At 41.6% G+C, this 22,749-nt stretch carries 20 protein-coding genes; 8 read left to right on the forward strand and 12 right to left on the reverse strand.

Translation table 11 applies throughout. The features are described from left to right. Positions 1-245 precede the first annotated feature (245 nt). Positions 246-947, reverse strand: coding sequence for a purine-nucleoside phosphorylase (deoD, locus tag CWB85_RS08680; protein WP_016706448.1), 702 nt, complete (start codon positions 945-947; stop codon positions 246-248). Further along, a complete protein-coding gene (locus tag CWB85_RS08685; RefSeq protein ID WP_138554644.1) occupies positions 947-2,179 on the reverse strand; it encodes a phosphopentomutase in 1,233 nt (410 codons plus the stop codon). Before CWB85_RS08685 ends, deoD begins: the two co-directional genes overlap by 1 nt. Positions 2,180-2,370: 191 nt before the next feature. Between CWB85_RS08685 and udk the strand changes: the two genes are divergently transcribed. The 3 genes from udk (at position 2,371) to CWB85_RS08700 (ending at position 5,155) form a co-directional block, all read left to right on the forward strand. Then, positions 2,371-3,000, forward strand: a complete 630-nt coding sequence (gene udk, locus CWB85_RS08690; RefSeq protein ID WP_016706450.1) for a uridine kinase — start codon at positions 2,371-2,373, stop codon at positions 2,998-3,000. 19 nt (positions 3,001-3,019) lie between these two features. Further along, positions 3,020-4,243, forward strand: coding sequence for a NupC/NupG family nucleoside CNT transporter (locus CWB85_RS08695; RefSeq protein WP_138554645.1), 1,224 nt, complete (start codon positions 3,020-3,022; stop codon positions 4,241-4,243). A gap of 195 nt (positions 4,244-4,438) precedes the next feature. After that, on the forward strand, positions 4,439-5,155 hold the full coding sequence (locus tag CWB85_RS08700) for a substrate-binding periplasmic protein (protein WP_016706452.1): 717 nt from the start codon (positions 4,439-4,441) through the stop codon (positions 5,153-5,155). Positions 5,156-5,167: 12 nt separating this feature from the next. Here CWB85_RS08700 and CWB85_RS08705 read toward each other — a convergent pair whose 3' ends face one another. Beyond that, a complete protein-coding gene (locus CWB85_RS08705) occupies positions 5,168-5,866 on the reverse strand; it encodes a substrate-binding periplasmic protein (RefSeq protein ID WP_138554646.1) in 699 nt (232 codons plus the stop codon). Positions 5,867-6,034: 168 nt separating this feature from the next. Then, positions 6,035-6,244 carry a cold-shock protein gene (locus CWB85_RS08710; protein ID WP_016706454.1) on the reverse strand — a complete coding sequence of 70 codons (210 nt, stop codon included), beginning with the start codon at positions 6,242-6,244 and terminating at the stop codon, positions 6,035-6,037. A 549-nt stretch (positions 6,245-6,793) separates the two neighbouring features. On the opposite strand from CWB85_RS08710, the gene CWB85_RS08715 reads away from it, so the two are divergent. Then, a complete protein-coding gene (locus tag CWB85_RS08715; protein ID WP_016706455.1) occupies positions 6,794-8,959 on the forward strand; it encodes a M3 family metallopeptidase in 2,166 nt (721 codons plus the stop codon). Between the two features lie 100 nt (positions 8,960-9,059). Here CWB85_RS08715 and CWB85_RS08720 read toward each other — a convergent pair whose 3' ends face one another. The 6 genes from CWB85_RS08720 to CWB85_RS08745 form a co-directional block, all read right to left on the reverse strand. Then, positions 9,060-9,773: a M15 family metallopeptidase gene (locus CWB85_RS08720; RefSeq protein ID WP_138554647.1), complete on the reverse strand. Its 714-nt coding sequence runs from the start codon at positions 9,771-9,773 to the stop codon at positions 9,060-9,062. An 82-nt stretch (positions 9,774-9,855) separates the two neighbouring features. Next, the gene (locus tag CWB85_RS08725) at positions 9,856-10,917 is read right to left on the reverse strand and encodes a hemin-degrading factor (protein WP_138554648.1); all 1,062 of its coding nucleotides are present in this window, start codon (positions 10,915-10,917) and stop codon (positions 9,856-9,858) included. Positions 10,918-10,957: 40 nt separating this feature from the next. Beyond that, positions 10,958-13,057: a TonB-dependent receptor domain-containing protein gene (locus CWB85_RS08730; protein WP_138554649.1), complete on the reverse strand. Its 2,100-nt coding sequence runs from the start codon at positions 13,055-13,057 to the stop codon at positions 10,958-10,960. A gap of 121 nt (positions 13,058-13,178) precedes the next feature. After that, the gene (locus CWB85_RS08735) at positions 13,179-13,592 is read right to left on the reverse strand and encodes a biopolymer transporter ExbD (protein WP_138554650.1); all 414 of its coding nucleotides are present in this window, start codon (positions 13,590-13,592) and stop codon (positions 13,179-13,181) included. Next, positions 13,585-14,130, reverse strand: a complete 546-nt coding sequence (locus tag CWB85_RS08740) for a MotA/TolQ/ExbB proton channel family protein (RefSeq protein WP_016706460.1) — start codon at positions 14,128-14,130, stop codon at positions 13,585-13,587. Before CWB85_RS08740 ends, CWB85_RS08735 begins: the two co-directional genes overlap by 8 nt. Before the next feature lie 24 nt (positions 14,131-14,154). After that, positions 14,155-14,808 carry an energy transducer TonB gene (locus CWB85_RS08745; protein WP_171038998.1) on the reverse strand — a complete coding sequence of 218 codons (654 nt, stop codon included), beginning with the start codon at positions 14,806-14,808 and terminating at the stop codon, positions 14,155-14,157. A 145-nt stretch (positions 14,809-14,953) separates the two neighbouring features. Between CWB85_RS08745 and CWB85_RS08750 the strand changes: the two genes are divergently transcribed. The 3 genes from CWB85_RS08750 to CWB85_RS08760 are packed head-to-tail and all read left to right on the forward strand — an operon-like array spanning position 14,954 to position 17,733. After that, positions 14,954-15,880: a heme/hemin ABC transporter substrate-binding protein gene (locus CWB85_RS08750; RefSeq protein WP_016706462.1), complete on the forward strand. Its 927-nt coding sequence runs from the start codon at positions 14,954-14,956 to the stop codon at positions 15,878-15,880. A 2-nt stretch (positions 15,881-15,882) separates the two neighbouring features. Beyond that, a complete protein-coding gene (locus tag CWB85_RS08755; protein ID WP_138554652.1) occupies positions 15,883-16,935 on the forward strand; it encodes a FecCD family ABC transporter permease in 1,053 nt (350 codons plus the stop codon). A 3-nt stretch (positions 16,936-16,938) separates the two neighbouring features. After that, positions 16,939-17,733, forward strand: coding sequence for a heme ABC transporter ATP-binding protein (locus tag CWB85_RS08760; protein WP_016706464.1), 795 nt, complete (start codon positions 16,939-16,941; stop codon positions 17,731-17,733). 72 nt (positions 17,734-17,805) lie between these two features. Here CWB85_RS08760 and CWB85_RS08765 read toward each other — a convergent pair whose 3' ends face one another. After that, positions 17,806-18,249 carry an energy transducer TonB gene (locus tag CWB85_RS08765; protein WP_138554653.1) on the reverse strand — a complete coding sequence of 148 codons (444 nt, stop codon included), beginning with the start codon at positions 18,247-18,249 and terminating at the stop codon, positions 17,806-17,808. Between the two features lie 126 nt (positions 18,250-18,375). Between CWB85_RS08765 and CWB85_RS08770 the strand changes: the two genes are divergently transcribed. Beyond that, positions 18,376-19,566 (forward strand): acyltransferase family protein, encoded by a 1,191-nt coding sequence (locus CWB85_RS08770; RefSeq protein WP_138554654.1) that lies wholly within the window; start codon positions 18,376-18,378, stop codon positions 19,564-19,566. Between the two features lie 6 nt (positions 19,567-19,572). Here the strand turns inward: CWB85_RS08770 and CWB85_RS08775 are convergent, their stop codons facing one another. Continuing rightward, complete coding sequence (locus CWB85_RS08775; RefSeq protein WP_138554655.1) at positions 19,573-22,437, reverse strand: FAD-binding and (Fe-S)-binding domain-containing protein; 2,865 nt, start codon at positions 22,435-22,437, stop codon at positions 19,573-19,575. Between the last annotated feature and the right edge of the window lie 312 nt (positions 22,438-22,749).

A 22,749-nucleotide genomic window follows, 5' to 3' on the forward strand; every position in this document is an offset into this window, starting at 1 on the left:
AGCGGTCAGCGGTCAGCGGTCAAAAAATAAAAAATCATTAATTTCTGTCAAGTTCTTAATGCTATCAAGCCTGCGAATTATTGATCGTATTAAAATCTGATGGCTGAAAGCTGATAGCTTACGGCTTGTTTTCATAAAAAAAGCCGCCTAGGGTTACTAGGCGGCTTTGGAGGTTAGTCTCACTGTATTTGGGCGTGTCTCCAAACGAGTGAATACGTTACCAAGGAACTTTTTACATTGTTTAGTTACACTGACTCTAGAGCAATCTTCACCATTTCGTTAAAGGTGCTTTGACGCTCTTCGCTGGGTGTTGCTTCACCGGTGATCACGTGATCACTTACAGTGAAAAGTGCCATTGCCTTTGCGCCATATTCGGCGGCAACGCCATATAAACCAGCGGTTTCCATATCAACCGCTAACATACCTAGTTTATCGAGTTCTTGATAAAAGGTGTTATCAGCTTGATAGAAAGTGTCGGTGGTAAATACATTACCTACTTTTGCTTTAATACCTAACTCTTTTGCAGCATTAACGCCGTTTACTAGTAGATCAAAATCAGCAATAGCAGAGAAGTCATAACCACGTACGCGAGCACGATTTACGTTAGAGTCAGTGCTGGCGCCTTGGGCAAAAATAACATCGCGAATTTTAATATCGCTGCCAATACCGCCACAGGTGCCGATACGAATAAGGTTTTTAACGCCGTAACTAACAATCAATTCACGGGCATAAATTGACATAGATGGAATCCCCATCCCAGAGCCCATAATACTTACAGGCTTACCTTTGTAGGTTCCGGTAAAGCCATACATATTACGAACGCCTGTTACTTTAACTGCGTCATCAAGAAAGTTTTCTGCAATATATTGCGCGCGTAGTGGATCGCCTGGCATTAATACCGTTTGCGCGAAATCACCGTTGTTCGCTTCGATATGCGGAGTACTCATTATTCGTTTCCTTTTACAATTGGTGCTGTTAGCTTGTTAATAAAGCCATCACCATAGTCAAGTGCAGGTAAGTTAAACCACTGGGCAAGGGTTTGACCTATGTCTGCAAAGCTAGCACGTTCACCAAGCGGGGTATTTTCAAGCCCAGCTCGATAAGCAAGTACAGGTACATATTCACGGGTGTGCTCAGTGCCCGGGAATGTTGGATCACAACCGTGATCCGCTGTAATAATTAGTACGTCGTCTGGTTTAAGCTGCTTAAGAATTGTTGGTAAATAATCATCAAACTCTTTCAGTGCTTTTGCATACCCTACTGGGTTACGACGGTGGCCAAACTTCTCATCAAAATCAACGAGGTTGGTAAATATCAAACTATGATCAGGCGCTGACGCCATCACCTGTGACGTTTTTTCTAGTAAGTTTTGTAAGCCTGGGGCTTTGTGCTTTTGGGTAATGCCTTGGTGTGCATAAATATCTGCAATTTTACCAATGCTTATTACTTCGCCGCCATCTTCTGCTAGTTTATCTAGCAAGGTTGGCGCTGGCGGTAGCACTGAATAATCACGACGGTTGCCTGTTCTGGCAAAATCCTGATTAGTCGAACCCAAAAATGGCCGCGCAATCACTCGTCCTATGTTCATTTCATCAAGCAGCGCCCGTGTGATTTCGCAGACCTGATAAAGTTTTTCTAGACCGAAAGTTTGTTCATGCGCGGCTATTTGAAACACGCTATCAGCTGAGGTGTAACAGATTGGTTTACCTGTTTTTACGTGCTCTTCACCTAGCTGTTCTAAAATGGTTGTTCCTGAAGCATGACAGTTACCTAAAATGCCAGGAATTCCCGTACGAGCAATTAACTCGTCAATAAATTCTTGCGGAAAACAAGGTTGTGTATCAGGGAAGTATCCCCAATCAAATAACACCGGCACACCGGCCATTTCCCAATGACCTGATGGTGTGTCTTTACCACTTGAAAGCTCTTTAGCATAACCCCAAGCCGCGATCGGCGTTTGGCGATCGCTAACTAGGCAAGGTTCATTGCCTGCAGCTTCACATGCATCAACTAATCCGAGTAAAGATAAGTTAGGCAGTGAAAGTGGTGAGCCTGTTTCGTCTGAGTATGCTTTTAGCAGATGTGCAAACGTATTCGCGCCTACGTCACCAAACTTGTCTGCGTCAGGGGCTGCACCTATGCCTAGGCTATCTGCCATCAATATAATTGCTCTTGCCATACTCACCTCGTCTGTCCAATGTGGCTACTTTATATTCTTGTGCTTTTTAACGTACAGGACATAAGTCCTGTTTCATAAAACCTAAACATTATAAATTTCACTCCTTAAAACGAAGCAAGAGAGATTATTCGTGTCTTTTTTGCTATTGTGATCTACCAACAATGTATCCTTCTGTGTGGATGAGAACTTTAGTGACACGAACAATAATAGCCATTGCTGGCGCTTCTGCGTCGGGAAAATCTCTTTTTAGCCAAACTATTTATAATGAATTGGTTAACGAGCTTGAACCAGGCGCTATCGCCGTGATCGAAGAAGATGCGTATTACAAAGATCAATCGCACTTGCCATTTGATCACCGTACGCAAACAAACTACGACCACCCTGATGCGTTTGAACATGAGTTAATGTACAAGCATTTGACTCAATTACGCAGCGGTGAAGCGGTAGAAGTACCGACCTATGATTATGCTCAGCATACTCGCAGTGATAAAACACGCACTGTGATGCCTGCTGAAATTCTTATAGTGGAAGGCATTTTATTGCTTAGCGATAAAGCGCTACGTAAAGAATTTGATATTAAAGTGTTTATTGATACACCTCTTGATATTTGCCTAATGCGCCGTATGCAACGTGATATGGAGCAGCGAGGCAGAACATTACAGTCCGTTGTTGAGCAGTATCAAGCAACTGTGAGACCCATGTTTTATCAGTTTATTGAGCCTTCAAAGCACAACGCTGATTTAGTGGTTACACGCGGTGGTATGAATCGTGTTGCGATTGATATAATTAAAAGTAAAATAAAATATTTACTGCAAAAATAACAACGGGAAATAACTAAACATGACAACATTTATGAGCTTAGTCGGCATGTGCGTGCTGCTAGGCATTGCTTTTGCGGCATCGACTAACCGCAAAGCGATTAGTTTACGAACGGTTGGTATTGCGTTTGCCATGCAATTTATTATTGGTGGATTTGTGCTGTTTTTTGAAGCAGGTAAAAACGCCTTAGTGAGCATGTCAAAAGCGGTATCATCGGTAATTGGTTTTGCAAATGACGGAATATCGTTTTTATTCGGTTCACTTGCCAGCCAAGATACCTTAGGGTTTATTTTTGCGGTACAAGTGTTGCCGGTCATTGTGTTTTTCTCTGCCCTTGTTGCAGTGCTTTATCACATTGGCATTATGGATTGGATTATTAAAATCCTCGGCGGTGGTTTGCAAAAACTGTTAAAAACATCGCGTACCGAATCGCTCTCAGCGACCGCCAATATTTTTGTTGGTCAAACTGAAGCACCGTTGATAGTAAAACCATTTATAGCAACGATGACCAAGTCTGAGTTGTTTGCAGTAATGGTTGGTGGTCTAGCCACTGTAGCAGGCTCGGTAATGGCCGGTTACGTTATTATTGGCGTAGAGCTTAAATATTTAATTGCTGCCAGTTTTATGGCCGCACCGGGTGGTTTTTTAATGGCCAAGATGATTGTGCCAGAGACCGAGACCCCAAAAGACACATTGGCTGATCTTGAAGAAAGTGAAGACAAGCCTGTTAATGTGATAGATGCAGCAGCATCAGGCGCCGCCAACGGTATGCATTTAGCGCTCAATGTCGGTGCAATGTTATTAGCGTTTGTTGCTTTAATCGCGCTTTTAAACGGTTTATTAGGTGGTATTGGTGGCTGGTTTGATTATCCAACACTGACACTACAAGAGATTTTAGGTTATATATTTGCACCGGTTGCCTGGTTACTTGGCGTACCGTGGAATGAAGCAATTATAGCCGGCAGCTTTATTGGTCAAAAATTAGTAGTGAATGAATTTGTTGCTTATTTAGACTTTATAAATTATCGCGATACGTTAAGTACGCACACACAAGCGATTGTCACATTCGCGTTATGTGGGTTTGCTAACTTATCATCGATAGCCATTTTACTAGGTGGATTAGGCGGTATGGCGCCTAGTCGGCGAAAGGATATCGCACGCTTAGGGCTCAGAGCAGTGTTAGCAGGATCTATGGCTAACCTTATGAGCGCCGCAATTGCAGGTTTTTTCCTCTCGCTAGCTTAGAAACTTTGAGATGAGCCTTAGTTGCAAAACAATAGGATAGCCCTTTAAGGGGTTAAAGAGCTATCTTACTTGAACGATACTTCACCAAGGGCCGCAAGGCCCTTTTATCGTTTAAGCAGTTAAATTTATTAATTTCATCACCCTTTTCTTTGCTATTGTTATACTTAATACTCTTGAGCTTACTTGGGTAAATAAATGCGACTACTTATCAGCTTTCTACTCATCATCAGCGTTCATAGTGTTGCACAGCCAAACTTAACCGTTGTTACAGAGCTATCACCACCGAATCAAATGCTGTTAAATAATCAGGTAACCGGTCACAGCACTCAACTAGTGAAAATGATACTCTCGCAAGCGCAACTTGATGCAGCAATCAGTATGTATCCGTGGGCACGTGCCTACAAAATGGCAAGCCATAACAGTAATACACTCATTTATAGTATGGCGCGTACACCTGAGCGTGAAGCGCTATTTCATTGGATAGGCCCAGTTGCACAGTTTAATATGGGTTTTGTTAAGCTAACCGAACGCACTGATATAAACGTTGAAAGCACTGATCAGGCTAAGCAATATAAAATCGCTGCACAACGCCATGACCTTGCATCTGACATATTGAAAAAGCGCGGCTTCGAGCTGATCCAGACCACTGACATTCAAAAGTCATATCAGTTATTACTGGCAAAAAAAGTGGATTTAGTGATCGATGATGCCAACTATATTGCTGCAATGAGTGAACAATTAGCGACTAACGCAAATGCCCTAACATTTGTTCATGCTATTGAGGGGTTAACGGTAGAGGGATACTTAGCAGCAAACATAAATACTGATGAGAAAGTGGTAGCAGAATTACAACAAGCTTTTTTAAAAATTAAGCACACACCACAATACCAGCAATTGATGAACAGTAACTAGCTCTATGCAAGCTTACTTCATATACCGGTTGCGGTAGAGCGCCAAATTATCTTGCTCTTTGAGTAGTTTTAGTTGTTGGTTAAAACGTTCAACAATTTCAATAGGTATTGCTTTATTAAACACTAAATAGTTGCCTTTTACTGCATCCACTGGCAGCTCCACAAGTTTCACCACCTCTTTGCCACCGTGGCCGAACTGCTGTAATTGATAGTCTAACGTTAATTCAGAGCCAAGCATTAGATCAATTTTGTTTTTAAAAAAAAGGTTCATATACTCATAATGATGCGCAACTTTTAGGAGGTTTTTGTTTTCTTTAAAGCCAATCGCCTCCACGAGCTCTTCATAAACATTACCTCTCACCACGCCTAAACTATAGTCACTAACATGAGTAAGATTAGTTGGATTGATATGTGTATTGCCAGTAAGACGATAAAAAAATGTCCGTGAAGAAACCAGCGGGCCAACCCAATAAAACAACGCTTCTCGCTCAGCACTGCGTGCAGTTGACACTAAACCTGAAAACGAATTTTGCTGTACTAAACTATAGGCTCGTGACCAAGGCAGCAATTCAAACTTACACTCTACTTGCGCGCGTTCACACAATGTACGGGTAATATCTAAGTTGATCCCTTGTAACTGTCCTTTATTAGAAAAGTTATAAGGTGGGAATTGCTCAGTATAAATAGTAATAAGTGGTTTCGCGCTGCACAAAGCCGAAAAAACTAAATTAACTACGAGAAAAATAAGTCGGAAGATAACCTGTCTCACTACAGGTGAATGATAATAGTTAAATATAGGGGGAAGGAGTTATTACGTCAATTTTCAGGCACAAAAAAGCAAGCCGTAGCTTGCTCTTTTTATTCTACCTAGAAGGTAAAATTAAACTGGAGTGATGTTCTCAGCTTGTGGACCTTTTTGACCTTGTGAAAGAGTGAACTCTACACGTTGGCCTTCAGCTAAAGTTTTGAAACCTTCGCTTTTGATTGCTGAGAAGTGAGCGAATACGTCTGGGCCATTTTCTTGCTCGATGAAACCAAAACCTTTAGACTCGTTGAACCACTTAACTGTACCTGATACGATGTTAGACATAGTAATATCCTGATATAAAAATAAAATAAATTGCTCATAAGAGCGGGTGTAGCAAAAAATGAGATGGTACTTTAAAAACTTCAGGACGGTACTACAAGTATTACTTATACAACATCGAAATGGAGATTTATAGCTTACATGCTTTCTTTCTAGCTGCGGCCCACTATATAGAGTTAATTGGCTATGTCAACTTCTTTATGATTTATTTCAATTTACTTTTTATAGATTAATCGCCTCAGCTCTTTGGCTAATACCACACAATACAACGATAGAGTTCATGCCACAAAAACACTATTCAACAGTCAGACTTTTATTCAATTTCGTCACTTATCGCAGCCACTAATCAGCTTATCGCAACCGATGAGGTGATTAGCCGTTATCCGCAGTATGCTAGACTTATTAAACATCTCGTGATATCAAATCCATCTCAGTCTGCTGTCATTTGTTATAAAATTTCATTAATCTAACAGCAAGCACTGTGTTAGTTAACTGAGCACTCACAACGATATCAAAACCATTTAATTTTTAAAAACTGACAAGAGAAAAACAATGAAACACTTACTCGCAACCGCGATCAGTTCAGCGTTATTACTAACAGCCTGTTCTGAACCTCAAACAACAACCACTAATACTCAAACAGAACAAACAGCAACGGCCGCACAAGTACAACCAGCTAATCCACTGTTCGTAAAAAGCGCATTACAATACGAAACGCCTGACTTTAATGCGATTAAAGACGAGCACTTTATGCCTGCATTCAATAAAGGCATGACAGAGCAAATGGCAGAAGTACAAGCGATCATCAATAACTCTGCAAAACCGGACTTTAGTAATACCATTGTTGCACTTGAAAAAAGCGGTGAGCTATTAACTCGCACACGCAGTATTTTTTATAATCTAGCTGGCAGTGATTCAAACCCTGCACGTCGTGAAATACAAAAAGAACTTGCGCCTAAAATGGCAGCGCACAACGATAATATCTTTTTAAATAAAGCATTATTTGAAAAAGTCGCAGCAATTCATGCTGAGTCAGATACACTCGCACTGAGCGCTGAAGAAACCCGCTTACTCGATGTTTATTACAAACGTTTTGTACGCGCAGGTGCGCAATTAAACGAAGAGCAAAAACAACAAATTCGTGATATCAATACCAAGCACTCAAGCTTAACCACGCAGTTCTCACAAAACTTATTAGCACTTACTAAGAGTAATGTTGTATTAGTTGCAGATAAAGCGCAGCTAGAAGGTTTACCTGCGGGTCAAATTGAGCAATTAGCAAACGCAGCAACAGAAGCTGGCCACCCAGGTCAATACCTAATAAAAATCACCAATACAACGCGCCAACCAATTTTAGCGGCGCTTAAAAACCGTGAATTACGTGAAAAAGTATGGCGCGCATCTGCTGAGCGTGCTCTTTCTGGCGAAAATAGTAACCGCGAGATTGTCGCTGAGCTCGCCCAGCTACGTGCTCAAAAAGCAAAATTACTTGGTTACGACAGTTGGGCAGCATTTGGTTTAGAGTCACAAATGGCGAAAAAACCGGAAGCTGTATTTGATATGTTTGCCAGCATGATCCCTGCGTTAATGCAAAACGTCAATGCTGAAGCTGCAGCAATTCAAGCTAAAATCGATGCCTCTGGTGAGCAGTTTAAACTTCAACCATGGGACTGGTTATTCTATGCTGAGCAAGTACGTAAAGATAAGTACAACTTAGACGAAAATGCAGTAAAAGAATACTTTGAGTTTAACCGTGTGTTAGAAGACGGTGTGTTTTTCACTATGAACCGCTTATACGGTATTACTTTCAAGCCACGTAATGACTTACCGGTATATCACCCTGACGTAAAAGCCTATGAGCTATTTGATGCTGATGGCAAAAGCTTAGCAATTTTCTTTGCTGATTACTTTGCGCGTGAAGGTAAGCGCGGTGGTGCATGGATGAGTTCGTTTGTTAAACAATCTGGGTTAAAAGAGCAAAAGCCTGTGGTTGTAAATGTAATGAACATTCAAAAAGGCGCCAGTGGTGAGCCAACGCTGATTAGTTATGACGAAGCTACCACCATTTTCCACGAATTAGGGCATGGCTTACATGGTATGTTTTCTAACGTAAAATACCCGACTCTATCGGGCACGTCAGTATCACGTGATTTCGTTGAGTTCCCATCGACGTTTGAAGAAGATTGGGCTATGTACCCTGAAGTTATCGCTAACTATGCAAAACACCATGAAACAGGTGAGCCAATTCCTGATGAATTACTCACTAAAGTCATTCAATCTCGTAGTTTTAACCAAGGTTTCGATACGTTAGAGTACGTTGCTGCAGCTCTTTTAGATATGGAATGGCACTCACTCCCTGCTGATGCCCCTTTACAAGATATCGAGAAGTTTGAGCAACAAGCGCTAACCAAGCATGGTGTGAACGTACCATTTATACCACCACGTTATAAATCAGCGTTCTTCTCACACTCAATGGGTGGCGGTTACTCTGCGGGCTACTACGCATATATGTGGAGTGAGATCTTAGCGGCTGACGCCTTTGCATACGTGCAAGAGCAAGGCGGTTTAACCCGTAAAATGGGTGATAAATACCGTAAAGAAATCTTAGAGGTTGGTAACTCACGTGATCTAATGGAATCGTTTAAAGCGTTCCGCGGTCAAGAGCCTGATACCTCTGCGCTATTAAAACGTCGTGGTTTAAAGGCGACCGTTCAATAGTAGATAATAACAAGGGGAAAGTGCATGCGCAGCTTTCCCCTTGGTTGCTAATTGAAACGAGTTACGAGTTGAACTTTGCTTATCAGCTCGCTTATTTTCTTCATTGCACCACAAAATCAAAGTAAGTATTTGGGTAGGCTTGCGGTTTATAAGTAAAGTGCCACCACTCCATTGAGTAGGGTGAAAACCCTGCGGCAATCATAATATTTTTTAATTTATAGCGATTAGCTTTTTGTTCTTCTGTAATACGTGGATCGTCTGTATTTGAGAGCGGATCGAACATATCAAATAATGATCCCATGTGCAGCTCTTCACCCTTTGCATCAGTTAAAGTGAGATCTATGGTTGAGCCTCGGCTGTGTCCTGATTTCGCGGCGATGTAGCCACCGAGTAGCTGATCTTTCCCTAAGTTAGGGTAATACGCCGCTTTGGTTTTGGTATCGGCTTCGTCTTTTACCCAACGCACAAAATGATCAACAGCACGCTGTGGTCGATAACAATCGTAGATTTTAAAATTGTATCCCGCTTTTTGTGCCTGAGTGTGCGCTTTTGCAAGGCCTTCAGCGGCAGTTTTATGCAGTAAGCATTTAGCGGCTTGATAACCTGTGATAGGTTCACCAACAAAATTTTGCCCGCTAAAATAACGAATGTCGAATAAAGCGGTCGGTATTAAAGTAGCAACGTCAACAAACTCACTGCGGTCATATTGGTCGACGCTGCTAAGCGGATTATGTGGCTCATTCGCTATTGCGACATTACTTAAAGCGCATACTCCAAGCAATGACACAACTTTAAAACTAATATTTAACAGCATTGTATTGGCTTTTATAATTAAAACTGGTTGTTAATATTACATAATTAAAAACTATTGCCAATAAATTATTCCTACGCAGAGATTATGCGTAAGCCGCAATTTCCTGCTCACGTAACCTGTTGCACAGTGCCACCCATTGCCGTGATTGCACTTTACCTTCTGTACGTCGGCCAAATAACGTCATTGTGGTATTACCATGACTGTCAAAAAATTCAATTGAGTGAACTTCTGTAGCACCGCTATCCGTTGGCTTTTTAACCACAAATGCTCGACTAAACTGGTCGGTTAGCAGGTGTAAATTAAAGCCATTATCAAGGACGTTATACCATTTACCTACTTGTTTTAAGTGCTGTAATTTACCTGAGTAAATTTGTACTGCGCCATGGTTATTAACAAAAATCATTAACTCACTTTGTTGATCACGAACGGTTTCAAACACCTCGGTTAAGCAATCAGGCGATACTTCTTGCGCCCATTGCTTTCCTGCTATTTCCAGTCCTTGTGTGCGACTAACTGCGAATTTAGTTAATAAGGCTGGAAATTGATGTACATCTTGTAAATTTTTCCACCCTTCCCGAAAGCCTTGAATATCTATCTCGGGCAGCGGTTTATATTCATTAACAGTAATCTCTGGCGCTAGAATAGCTAACTCGGTGCTTTGCTTTGCCGATTTATAACGCGTTACTAACTGCTCAAATGCTGCCATATCTGTTTGCTCTGTAGTAAACACTTTATGGACTGCAGTGCCATGCTGATCAAAAAACTGGATGCTGCTGTACTTAGGGTTAGTCTGTACAGCAAATGCGCTATGCCATTTAGAGATAAATAAGCGTAAATCTATGCCACCGGGATTAATAGCAATAGCTGTTTTAATGCCATTGCGTTCTGAGCAATAGATTTTTTCATAGCAACCTGAGATTTCGCTTACTATATGGGCGCTACGAGTCAGTGCCATAACATGTTGCAGCTTTTTAAACCCTTTTAAAATACCTTCAAGGTGTGTGATATTAAGTTGTGTAACACCATCACCAACCTGCGCAGCAATTAATTGTGCTTCCGTTATTTGTAATTGCTTTGCGGCATCAACGGCACGAATCGTTGGTTCTTGCATTAATAACTGGCGGTAATTTTTTAATATATTCATAGTATGCTCCTAGGCTATGAGCAGACTCATAGCCAAGTTATTAAAATTTAAAGCTCAATTGTGTTTTGATATTGCGGCCCACGCCGTAATCACCAATTGCACCGCCGGTGCCTGCCATCACTTGGTATTCTTTATCAAATAAGTTATCGACAGCTAAACGAGCATTCCAGTTGTCATTAATATCCCAGCTCGCATTCAGGCCCACTAAGGTATAACTGGCTTGTTCGGTTTCTTGATATGAACTGCTAGCACTGTCATACGCAAGAAGCGTTCGAGCAGCAACATCTTGAATGCTAATGCCAGTTCTCAACGCATCATCAAAAAACATCAACTCGCCACTAACTGACAGCTTGTTTGCCGGTAAGTACCAAAGCGGCTCACCGTTTTTGTCTTCGCCTGAAACCTCACTGTATGAAATATTCACGTAACCCACTCTGTGGGCATAGTTCACCTCAAGTTCAAAGCCATCACGATCATTTTCACCACTGTTGTTATAACGTGGTGCTGGGGCTGGGTTGGTCACTGAGCTTGTGTTTGACTGTATTTCGTCATCAACCTGAGTATCAAAATAAATGACACGGCCAGTTAATGAATCAACGTCTGAAAACACATTGCGAGTTTGATAGCTCATACCAATTTCTTGGTTTTGGCTATTTTCAGTTTCTAACTCAAGGTTTGGATTACGACCATTGTACAAGTCGTATAATTCATCAATTAATGGCGCTCTAAAACCTTCTTGATAGCTGGCAAACAAGGCAAATTGCTCTGTGAATTGATAATTGGCAGTAAACGCTGGGACGACTTTTGAATGCTCTACTTTTGTGTCTAATTCTGGGTAACGACTATCAAACATTTCTGTCGGCGTAGTACGGTACTTTTCGTATCTAACTCCACCAGTTAACGTTAATGCCTGCCATGTAAATTCATCTTGAATGTACACACCAAGACGTTTTTGTTCGCCACCAGGTTGCGACCCCATTTCGCTATACGTCAGGTCGCTTGCGTACTCTAAACACGCGTATGTTTGCGGATTGTATTCTACACACGGATAGCTTTGCTTCTCACCTAGGCGCTCTTTATTTGAGTATTGCACCCCATAAGTGAGCGCATGCATACCCAGCACGCTAGTATTCATAATATCTAGGGTGTTTATATTGTACTCGTAGTGAGATTCAACACCAATGTAATCCTCAAGCATTCCTTGGCCATCGCTTTCGGTAACATGGCTTTGGGTATTCCCTAGCCGTACCGTTAAATCAACGTATGGGTTATTGGCGGGGTTTAATTCATAGCTCAGGTTAGTCACTGATTGCTTAACAACACGGTATACCGTCCCCCATGCACCGGGATCGGTAGTATTAAATTCAGTACGCTGAGCATCTTCACTTTGCGTGTACGACAACCCAAATAACGAATTTTCCATTAAGTAATATTCGCCTTTGAGCAAGATAGATTCTGCTTCGATCGCCGAGTTTTCAAGTGTTTGTCCATTTGAAAGTTCAAAATCATCACTTTCACGTTTTACATACGATGCCAATAAATCCAGTGACTCTGTCGGGCGAGCATAAGCGTATACAGTGCCATTATTTTCATTATTGTTACCATGATGGCCTAACTTAACTTTAGCCCCTGCAGTTTGCTCGGGTGCTAAAAAATCGCTGGCATCTTTGAGTTCCATTTCGACCACACCACCGAGTGCTCCACCACCATGTAGTACAGTACTTGGACCACGTTTAATGCTTACTGAGCGGTAGAGCTCTGCATCACCGAAGAAACTCCCCATACGGTATTTTTCAAATGTTTGAATGGCGCCATCAACGCTCACTAAAACATCTTCGGCGTCGTTAAAACCACGGACACTAAATTTTTGTCCGCCACTGCGAGGCCCACCAGTGGCTGTTACATTAGGGACTGCTATTAAACTATCGAATACAGTGGTTGATAAAAGCTGCTCAATGTTCTCACTGGTGATCACATTGACGGCTTGTGCAGAGTTTAGCGCGGTTTTCTGTGTTCGCGTGGCCGTCACTGTAATTGCATCAAGTGATGTTGTGAGTAGAGGTTGATCGGCTGAGGTTGTTTCGGCCATAACAGGTAATGATACACTGGCAAGGCATAGAGCCAGTTTTGAAAGGCGCATGTGTCGCTCCATATAGTATTTTAATTATAAAAATACGCTTGGTTTAGCCCCTACATCACCAATGCGTACCAACTTTAAGCAACGGCACTATAGCAAAAACAATATTAAATGATAATCATTTTTATTCACCTTCTATTAATATATTTGCAATTTTATGATCTTCTTTAGAAAGTGCCGCCAATAACTTAACCAAGTCACCACTGGGAACTTGTTGATCAATAGCAAGATAAACACCTTGTTGGGATTTTTTTTCGCGTAAGGCGTCTACCACTTCATTAAGAGAGCTAAATGGCTGCTTTGCTAAAGCATAAATAAGCTGTTGATCAGTGTATTTAACACTCAGCACGATTGCTTTTTGTTGCTCAAGTGGAGCTTGGTTATCACTACCCACTTCAGGGAGCGCCACGTCCAACATTTCTAATTTAACTGCAGCGGTTAGCAGTAAAAATACTAATAATATAAACAATACATCTATTAATGCTGTCAGATCAGGCATTAGCGGGCTGTTACTGGGTTTTTGTGGTAACTCAAGCATTAGCAGCTTCATCAAAACATAGTTGGTAATTTAGGTGATTAATGATCCGAGTTAAATCGGTTTGCATTCGTTCTAATACGGTATTAAATACGCCACTTAGCAATAAACATGGGATCGCTATCATAAGTCCTGCCATCGTAGAGTACATAGCTTCCCATAGCCCATCAGCAAGTAATGCTGGAGTTACCGCTTGCTGAGTTTGCGCTATTTTTCTAAACATCAGCACTAACCCCCACACGGTACCCAACAGCCCCATTAATGGGCTTAACGTACCTAATAGGCTTAATATTGTTAGCCTTTTACGCCAGCTTGCTAAACAATCTTGTAGGTATAATTGGCACCACTGTTCACGCTGCTCTGGTTGCGTCTTTTTCTGCAACTGTTGGTTAAAGTCGCTGTTCTGCTGTTTTATTTGTTGTAAATGCACCCAACCCAAACTAAATGAGGTAATACGCTCCAGTACAATGGCTAAAGCCAATACTGATACCCCAAATAATGGCCAGGCCATTATGCCTACAGCAGTAAATAGATCTTGCATATTTTTCTCTCTTTTATTGATGCGCTATGAACGCAAAGAAAACTCTATCGGCACACTAAAACGTGCTTTTACGTTATGATTATCACGCATTACGGGGTGAAACTGCCACAATGATGCATTGCTCAATGCTGCTTTATCCAGCTCGGTGAAACCGCTACTTTTTAACACTCTCAAATTAGTTATTAGGCCATGCTCATCCAGCTCAATTTGCAATATTGTTACCCCTTGATAACCGCGTCGTTTAGCTCGCAATGGATAATTAAGCGCAGGTCGTGGGGCTTTAAATAGCGGTAATGTCTGTACTTCAACAATTTGATTTTTTAATGAGTGCTGCGCTGCAATCACAGGCGCACTTGAAGCCGGCGCTGGTTTCACTACTTGCTGTTGTTCAGGAGCTACTTTAGTGACTTGATCTGATACTTTTGCTCGTTTGGTTATTTCAGGTTCTTTTGGTAGCGGTTTTGGCTTTGGCTCTGTTACTGGCGCTAACTTGGTAACATGAGGCTGGTTTGATTCTGCCTTCATACGTACTTTTTTCGCATTAAACTGTGTACTGGGCGTGTCTTGGCTCTCGATTATCGGCTTTGGCTTACGTGCCACTTGCTGCGGGGCGTATGGCTGTGAGGTAATGATCTTTACCGCTATCCGTTGTGCAGGCTGAGTCTGGTTAAATTGCATCTGCAAAAAAGCCAGTGGATGATACAACAACCACGCTAAATGGCAGCCAATAGATAGTATAAGGAAAATAATAATTTTCATATCTTTTAAATGCAAATGCGAACTGTTAATATTTACATTAAATAATATCAACATTGGAATAGTTATGAAACCCCTCTGCACTTTTTTAATTACGACTACGCTTATTGTCAGCTCATTTTTTAGTGCTGCAGCGCAACTTGATGGCCCACAACGTGTTGTGGTTTCGGGAGGTTCAATCACAGAGATCATTTATGCGCTGGATGAACAGCAACGTATCATTGGGGTAGATAGCACTAGCGTCTATCCAGCCTCAGCCACAGAAAAACCACAAATCGGTTACGTGCGCAGAATAAGCGCCGAGGGTATCTTGTCGTTAAACCCTGATTTAGTACTGGGTGAATCAGACACTGGCCCTAAAAAAGTTGTCGAACAATTAAAACAAACAGGTATTAATTTACAAATTTTAGATGCGCACGATAATTTCTTAGGCATTGAAAACAAGATTAAAAAAATTGCCCAGCTATTAAACGTGCCAACTAAAGGAGAGCAGTTAGCGCAATCATTACAAATTGACCGTAATGCGCTTGCCTATCTCCTTCAGCAGGCCAGTACTAAACCTAAGGTATTGTTTGTGCTTAGCGTGCGCAGTGGTCAGCCTATTGTTGCTGGGGCTGATACATCTGCGAATGAACTGATCAGCGCGGCAGGTGGTATTAACTTAGCTGCATCAGAAATCACTAATTGGAAGCCACTGTCGAGTGAAGCGGCATCAGCGCTCAATCCTGACGTAATTATCACGATGGGCCGCCATGGTGATGATCCACTGCCTAAAATAGAAAAGCTCGCCCATTTTAAATATTCAAACGCTGTCAAAAATGGCCAGGTTTATAGCTTTGACGGCAGTTACTTACTGGGCATGGGCCCGCGTACACCGCAAGCAGTTGTTGAATTAGCTCATACGTTTTACCCGCAAGCACAGTTACCGTCAGGCTATCAATTCCGGTTTTTACAAACGGCCCAAAACGTGACTAAAAAGCAAGGCGAACTGTAACTATGTTGGCACTTGGTAGTACTTTAATCACTCAACAACAGCAGCGCCGCTTTGCCATCCCCGCGTTATTTATTGCCTGTATTGTGATGTTCTTTATTGCGTTGAGTAAAGGTGGAGTCACAATCAGCATTAGTGAAATTATTGCGATTATTAATCAAACCGCTGAAGATCAACTTAAACACGCCATTATTTGGCAAATCCGTTTACCGCGTATTGTGCTCGCCATGATAGTAGGAGCAGGTTTAGCGGCATGTGGGGCTGCTATGCAGGCAATATTTAGAAATCCACTAGCAGATCCCGGATTAATTGGTGTATCAAGTGGTGCCGCGCTTGGCGCTGTAGCTACTATCGTACTCGGTACTAGCATATTTGCTAATTTTAGTGACAGTTTTGGTATTTATGCCGTGCCTGTTGGCGCCTTTTTAGGGTGTATTGGTGTCTGTGTATTTATTTATCGTCTAAGTGCACACAGTGGTCAATTTACTATTATTAGTTTATTACTCGCTGGTATTGCTGTAAACGCAATTGTCGGTTCATTGATTGGTGTTTTAACTTTAATAAGCAATGATCAACAATTACGTGATTTAACATTTTGGAGTATGGGCTCACTGGCAGGTAATCACTTTGCGATGATGACACCTACTCTGTGTATTATCATCGCTTGCTGTATCGGTTTACTCCGCTTAGCAAAACCACTTAATTTATATTTATTAGGTGAAGCACAAGCAAAGCATTTAGGTATTAATGTCACTAAATTAAAAAAGCAGGTGTTTATTTACACTGCTCTTTGTACCGGCGCGGCTGTAGCCATTACCGGGATCATTGGTTTTGTAGGCTTTATTGTGCCGCATATTGTACGTTTAATATTAGGCCCGGATCACCGCTATTTAATGCCTGCCAGCATTCTAGGTGGCGCATTAATGCTCGGGTTAGCTGATTTATTTGCCCGCACAGTAATACTCCCTGCAGAAGTGCCAATAGGCCTGATCACTAGCGCCATTGGCGGGCCATTCTTTTTAATCATGTTATTAAAAACTTACCAACAACGAGGATAAGTCATGTTAACGGGCAACCAACTTAGTGCCACTGTAGGCCAGAAAGTGCTGTTAGATAATGTTGATTTTGTTGTAAAACCCTATGAAGTGGTGGTGATCATCGGTCCTAACGGCGCAGGTAAATCGTCACTCCTCAAAGCGCTATGTGGTGATATTCCTTTATCACATGGGACTGTGAGTATAAATCAACGCGCTTTAGCAGAGTATACAATCACAGAGCTTGCTACGCTCAGGGCAGTATTGACACAAAATTATGAATTAGACTTTCCATTTACCGTTAATGAAGTTGTTGATATGGCTCACTTTGCACATCAAGAGCAGCAAAGTTCGTTAGCATTAAAGCGATTTTCTCATAATGCTATGCAAGCTTTGGGGATTAGTCATTTAGCGCAGCAATGTTTTACTCGACTGTCTGGCGGGGAAAAACAGCGTACCCAACTTGCTCGGGTGCTATGTCAATTACAACCGAGTTTAGTTAATCAACAAAGTGCTTATTTACTTATTGATGAGCCAACCTCCAGCTTGGATTTATATCATCAGTATGAGGTAATGAACCAAGCACGCTTGGTTGCCGAGCAAGGAGCGGGAGTAGTCGCTGTTGTGCATGATTTATCCCTTGCAGCAAGTTTTGCTGATCGGATTTATATGCTTAATGAAGGGCGCGTTGTCGCTGCGGGTTCGCCACAACAAGTACTCACTCAGGCACGCTTAAATGAAGTGTATAAAATTGACGCTAAATTACAAACGAACTTAGACAATGTATTGCCACATATCATCATCACTAAACAGGTAAGTTAGCTGGAAAACCTAAGTGTAGAGTTAATTATTCAAGCCTGTAGCTACTTGGTATCACTGTAGGCTTGGTACTTTTTAAACTGCACAATTCATCTTTGACTGTGCAATACATTGTTGTTGGGCTTGATCTTCGCTATCCCCCCCTATACAAAAGTCTAGCCGAATGACTTTATGTTCAAGCGCAGCTTGTTGTCCTTCTGCAACTTGCCAGTGCCAACTTTTCAGTAATTTCTTAGTTTCTTTTGCTAAACCTCGACTTGGCACCGCTGCCATTAGTTCAATGTTATTCATATCACCGTGTTGATCAACGTCAAAACTGTAAACCACACACCCCCTTACGCCACTTTTCGCAAGCGCGATAGGATACTTAGGAGTATTTTGGTTAGCACGTACCCACACTGTATGATTTTTTAATGGCTTTAGTGGCGTAACTTGTACATCAGCATAAATTGTTTTTGCTACCGTCAGTGGGCTTACTAATAGTAAAGCTAAGCCACCTAGTGAATATTTTTTAATCATTATCAATCCTTTATATGAAAACCAATATAAGGTACTTACTATTCTAACAAAAAGCGATGACTAACAGCTTGCTTAAAAGGAATAAATTATTACAATAAGACAACTTTAATTGAAATAATAATAACTATGTTGCCCAATCATTGCCAAACAATATTAAATAAATTACCAAGCCATCGCCTGCTTGCTCTAGACGTACTGCGGGGGATCACAATCGCCGCGATGATTTTAGTTAATAACCCCGGAAGTTGGTCATACATGTACTGGCCGCTTAAACATGCGCATTGGCATGGCCTTACACCGACTGATTTAATTTTCCCATTTTTTATTTTTATTGTTGGGATATCGATCACACTATCAGTATCTGCAATGCGTGCAAAAGGCGTAAGTCAATACAGTATACTAAAATCAGGTATGATACGAACAGTAAAGCTAATTGCATTAGGCTGGTTCTTGGCACTGTTTTATTATAATTTTCGCGATCCTAATTTTAGCTGGGTAGATGAGCGGTTATTAGGTATCAGAGTGATGGGTGTGTTGCAGCGAATTGGCCTAGTTTATATTATCGCATTAACTTGTTATCTTTATTTAAAACCAAAGCATATTACTTTTACCTTTGTTAGCTTACTAACCGGTTACAGTGCCTTGATGATGTATACACCTTACTCATTGCCTAATGGTGAAATAGTGCAAGGACTTTGGTTATACGGCAATAATCTCAGTGCTTGGTTTGATAATCTATTGCTCGGAGCTAAACATGTTTATTATGGCAACGCGCAACCATTTGCTTTTGATCCAGAAGGCCTACTTTCAACATTACCAGCCATTGCTACAGCGTTATCAGGGGTACTCTGCGGATTCTATTTAAGGGCTGAGAAAAATCTTAATAAACAAATCAAAGTATTTATCATTGTGGCAATGGTAGCCATTATTTGCGGGTACTCACTTTCATCTATAACCCCTATAAACAAGGCTCTATGGACTCCTAGTTATGTAATGATAAGCTCAGGACTGGCGATGTTATGCTATGCGCTCTGTAGTTATATTCTCGATATCCGTAAAATTCGCTTATGGAGTGCGCCATTCTTAGTATTTGGCGCAAATGCGATTTTATTCTTTATGTTTGCCGGTGTAAGTGCGCGTATTCTTATTATGATCCCCATTGGCGACAGTAACTTAAAAGGCGTTATTTATACAAATTTGCTACAGCCTATGATGGGTAATTACTTAGGCTCATTTGCTTTTTCGCTGTTGTTTTTACTTATCTCATATTTAGTCATGTTTGCATGCTATAAACGCGGCATCTTTTGGAAAGTATAAGCCTCTCTAGGAGGCTTCTTGACTCACTTTATCTAACAAATACAGTACTGATTGATAATTCACGCCACTATGTTGAGTTAAACCAATTTCACAGCTGCGACTATTAGAGATCCCCATATCGCAATTTGCAGGTACTTGGCTGCGTAACGTTTTTAACGCATTAGCATTAAGCTCTGGTAAGTTAAAGCCTTTGTCACCGGCAAAACCACAGCATTCTATATCCGCTGGAATGATCACTTTATTACTGCATACCTTAGCAACATCAACAAGCTGTTGCTCACTACCTCGGCGTTTACTGCTACAAGTAACGTGTAACATCACAGGCTCTGATTGCACTGTTACGGTGAGTTTAGGAAGTAAGTATTGATATGCAAATTCTGCGCTTTCAAGCACAGTTAAACCACGCTGTTGCGCAACTATCGAGGTGGTGAGGGCACATGGGCTTGCGTCAAAAATAATCGGATAACGACCATTTTCAGACAGTTGCTCTGCAACTGCTAATAACTGCTCTGCTTTGCTAGACGCTTGTTCGGGTAGCCCTTTGCTGGCAAATGGCATACCACAACATAGTTCATTAACTTGCGCAGGTAGTAATAGCTCAATCCCTGCCTTATTAGCTAAACTGTGCATAACTTGCATGATTGAGCGTTGATCTTTCGCAGTTTCATCTGCTGCGAAAACACGACTGGCACAACTGGGCAAGTAGACGACTTTATCAAGCTGCGAGGGGGTTATATTGTTACGATTGATTGGCTGTTCACCTCGCGGCCAAGCTGAATAGTACAGGGGAGTACCCAGCAGCTTGTTAGCTGGTTTACTTAAATTACGCAGCATTGGCGCACCAACTATTTTACGTATTGCAGCCATACTGGTTAAGCCAAAGCGTGCAGTACTAGCTAGTACTGCAAAGTGTTTTACCGCAAAATTGGCAACATGGTGTGCCATTTTATTATTCGTTAACTGCGTTGCTCGTAACGACTTAATAAATTCGCCAGTGTTAATCCCAACTGGGCACTTCATGCCGCATAATCCGGTCGCCGCGCAACTATCGATGCCTAAATACTGAAAATCATTTTCAATACTTTTTAACTGCCGATTAAGTTGCTGCTTAGCGCTTAGATCATCGGTTTTCGCTAATGTATTCACTAACTCTGTACGACGTCGCCATAAAGTGATCCGCTGGCGTGGAGTAAGTGTTAATCCTTTTGATGGGCACACGGTTTCGCAAAAACCACATTCAATACATTTATCGATGATGTCGTCACTACTGGGCATAGTTTTCAAATGCTGAATATGACAATTCTCATCCGCATTGATGATCACCCCAGGGTTTAAAATATGCTCTTTATCAAATAATTGCTTTATACGCTGCATTATAGCAAAACCATCAGCGCCCCACTCTGTCGCAACAAACGGTGCCATGTTACGTCCAGTGCCGTGCTCTGCTTTTAGTGAGCCATTAAGTTCAACAGCAACCAACTGCGATACATCCTGCATAAATTGTTCATACCGTGCTACCTGCGCGGGAGTGTCAAAGGCTTGAGTAAATACAAAGTGCAAGTTTCCGGCGAGGGCATGGCCAAAAATAATCGCTTCATCGTAGCCATATTGATCAAATAATTGATGCAGTGCATGCACGCCTTGCGCTAACACATCCAGCTCAAACGCAACATCTTCAATAATCACTGTGGTGCCATTTTCACGCACCGCGCCCACGGCCGGAAATGTGCCTTTTCGAATATTCCACAATAAGGCATTGCGTTTCACATCCGTTGAAAACGCCATTGTTGCTAATTGATGGGTGCTAAATTCGGCTACTAATTCATCAACTTGTTGTTGCAAATTAACTAACTTAGCAGCATCTTCAGCGCGTACTTCAATGAGTAATGCCGCGCTCTCCGCCGGATAGCTGTGTACTTCTTTAGGCATAATGTCATGGTGAGCAACCGATACTAGCGAGCGCTTATCCAGTAGTTCAACAGCCGCAACATCTAAGTCAGCAAGTTGCTTTACCAACTCACAGACTTGGCTTATATCATCAAAAATGATAAACGCACTGCTTTTATGGGCATGTTCTACGACGGTATGATAGGTAATATCGGCGATAAACCCGAGCGTTCCTTCGGAGCCAATCATTAAATGTTTTATAATTTCAATGGGATCTTGGTAATCAATTAACGCATTTAAGCCATAACCCGTAGTATTTTTTAACCGGTATTTATGCGCAATACGCTGCGCTAACTGAGGATTATTAGTGACCTGCTGGGCTAGGTCGACAATGTCTCTAATAAATTGCTGATGGGTTTGTAAAAAATTATTACGACTTTGCTCACAACGGGTATCGAGCACACTTCCGTCAGCGAAGATTAAGGTCATGTCTTTTACTGTGTGGTAACTGTTTTGAGCTACTCCGCAACACATACCTGAAGAGTTGTTAGCTGCCATTCCGGCAATTTTACAACTATTGATGGAGGCGGGATCAGGGCCAATTTTGCGACCAAATGGCGCTAATAACTGATTAACTCGAGCGCCTATAATTGCAGGTTCTAAGCGGATGCTGTGACCTTGGTTTTCAATTTCATAGCCTGACCATGAATCAGCGAGCAGTACTAAAACTGAGTCTGTAATCGCTTGGCCCGACAAGCTAGTACCGGCAGCACGAAATGTAATCGGGATTTTATATGACGCAGCGGCACTAATAACCTGTTGCGCTTGTTGTTGATCAGCAACCAGCACGATTAACTTTGGTACTAAGCGGTAAAAACTGGCATCAGTACCAAAAGCATAGCGCCTAGCGTAATCTTCAATAAATGCAGATGCTGGCAGCTTTTCACTGAGTTGTTGTTGAAATAGTGTCAATGCCGTTGCCATTGCTTCGCCCCTTTGCATACAAGTTAGTTGACTCACTTGGCGACCCACCAAGTAACATGGAATATATTATTACTTGAAACATGGGCGAATTACCATTAATAAAAAAACATATAAGCGTGTTTTTCTATCTTAATAACGATTAATTCTTAATAATTACGTAGGGATCAAGCAATACTGTAATTCGTCTGTGGTTTTTGCAGTTTAGAAAAAAAACCGTTAGGGTGATAAAAATAAGTTGTCTTTTAGTCCGAAATGGCATTACCATCAGGAATAAAATATTCACAATCAAAATAAGCAATTCAGCTTTGGAGC

It is taken from the genome of Pseudoalteromonas sp. S1727 (assembly GCF_005886375.1).
GTDB lineage: Bacteria > Pseudomonadota > Gammaproteobacteria > Enterobacterales > Alteromonadaceae > Pseudoalteromonas > Pseudoalteromonas haloplanktis.

Excerpts from the sequence above, each read along its gene's own strand:
- deoD (WP_016706448.1), bottom strand. The coding sequence starts at position 947 with ATGAGTACTCCGCATATCGAAGCGAACAACGGTGATTTCGCGCAAACG.
- CWB85_RS08685 (WP_138554644.1), bottom strand. The coding sequence starts at position 2,179 with ATGGCAAGAGCAATTATATTGATGGCAGATAGCCTAGGCATAGGTGCA.
- CWB85_RS08695 (WP_138554645.1), top strand. The coding sequence starts at position 3,020 with ATGACAACATTTATGAGCTTAGTCGGCATGTGCGTGCTGCTAGGCATT.
- CWB85_RS08700 (WP_016706452.1), top strand. The coding sequence starts at position 4,439 with ATGCGACTACTTATCAGCTTTCTACTCATCATCAGCGTTCATAGTGTT.
- CWB85_RS08710 (WP_016706454.1), bottom strand. The coding sequence starts at position 6,244 with ATGTCTAACATCGTATCAGGTACAGTTAAGTGGTTCAACGAGTCTAAA.
- CWB85_RS08715 (WP_016706455.1), top strand. The coding sequence starts at position 6,794 with ATGAAACACTTACTCGCAACCGCGATCAGTTCAGCGTTATTACTAACA.
- CWB85_RS08720 (WP_138554647.1), bottom strand. The coding sequence starts at position 9,773 with ATGCTGTTAAATATTAGTTTTAAAGTTGTGTCATTGCTTGGAGTATGC.
- CWB85_RS08725 (WP_138554648.1), bottom strand. The coding sequence starts at position 10,917 with ATGAATATATTAAAAAATTACCGCCAGTTATTAATGCAAGAACCAACG.
- CWB85_RS08730 (WP_138554649.1), bottom strand. The coding sequence starts at position 13,057 with ATGCGCCTTTCAAAACTGGCTCTATGCCTTGCCAGTGTATCATTACCT.
- CWB85_RS08735 (WP_138554650.1), bottom strand. The coding sequence starts at position 13,592 with ATGCTTGAGTTACCACAAAAACCCAGTAACAGCCCGCTAATGCCTGAT.
- CWB85_RS08740 (WP_016706460.1), bottom strand. The coding sequence starts at position 14,130 with ATGCAAGATCTATTTACTGCTGTAGGCATAATGGCCTGGCCATTATTT.
- CWB85_RS08745 (WP_171038998.1), bottom strand. The coding sequence starts at position 14,808 with ATGCAATTTAACCAGACTCAGCCTGCACAACGGATAGCGGTAAAGATC.
- CWB85_RS08750 (WP_016706462.1), top strand. The coding sequence starts at position 14,954 with ATGAAACCCCTCTGCACTTTTTTAATTACGACTACGCTTATTGTCAGC.
- CWB85_RS08755 (WP_138554652.1), top strand. The coding sequence starts at position 15,883 with ATGTTGGCACTTGGTAGTACTTTAATCACTCAACAACAGCAGCGCCGC.
- CWB85_RS08760 (WP_016706464.1), top strand. The coding sequence starts at position 16,939 with ATGTTAACGGGCAACCAACTTAGTGCCACTGTAGGCCAGAAAGTGCTG.
- CWB85_RS08765 (WP_138554653.1), bottom strand. The coding sequence starts at position 18,249 with ATGATTAAAAAATATTCACTAGGTGGCTTAGCTTTACTATTAGTAAGC.
- CWB85_RS08770 (WP_138554654.1), top strand. The coding sequence starts at position 18,376 with ATGTTGCCCAATCATTGCCAAACAATATTAAATAAATTACCAAGCCAT.
- CWB85_RS08775 (WP_138554655.1), bottom strand. The coding sequence starts at position 22,437 with ATGGCAACGGCATTGACACTATTTCAACAACAACTCAGTGAAAAGCTG.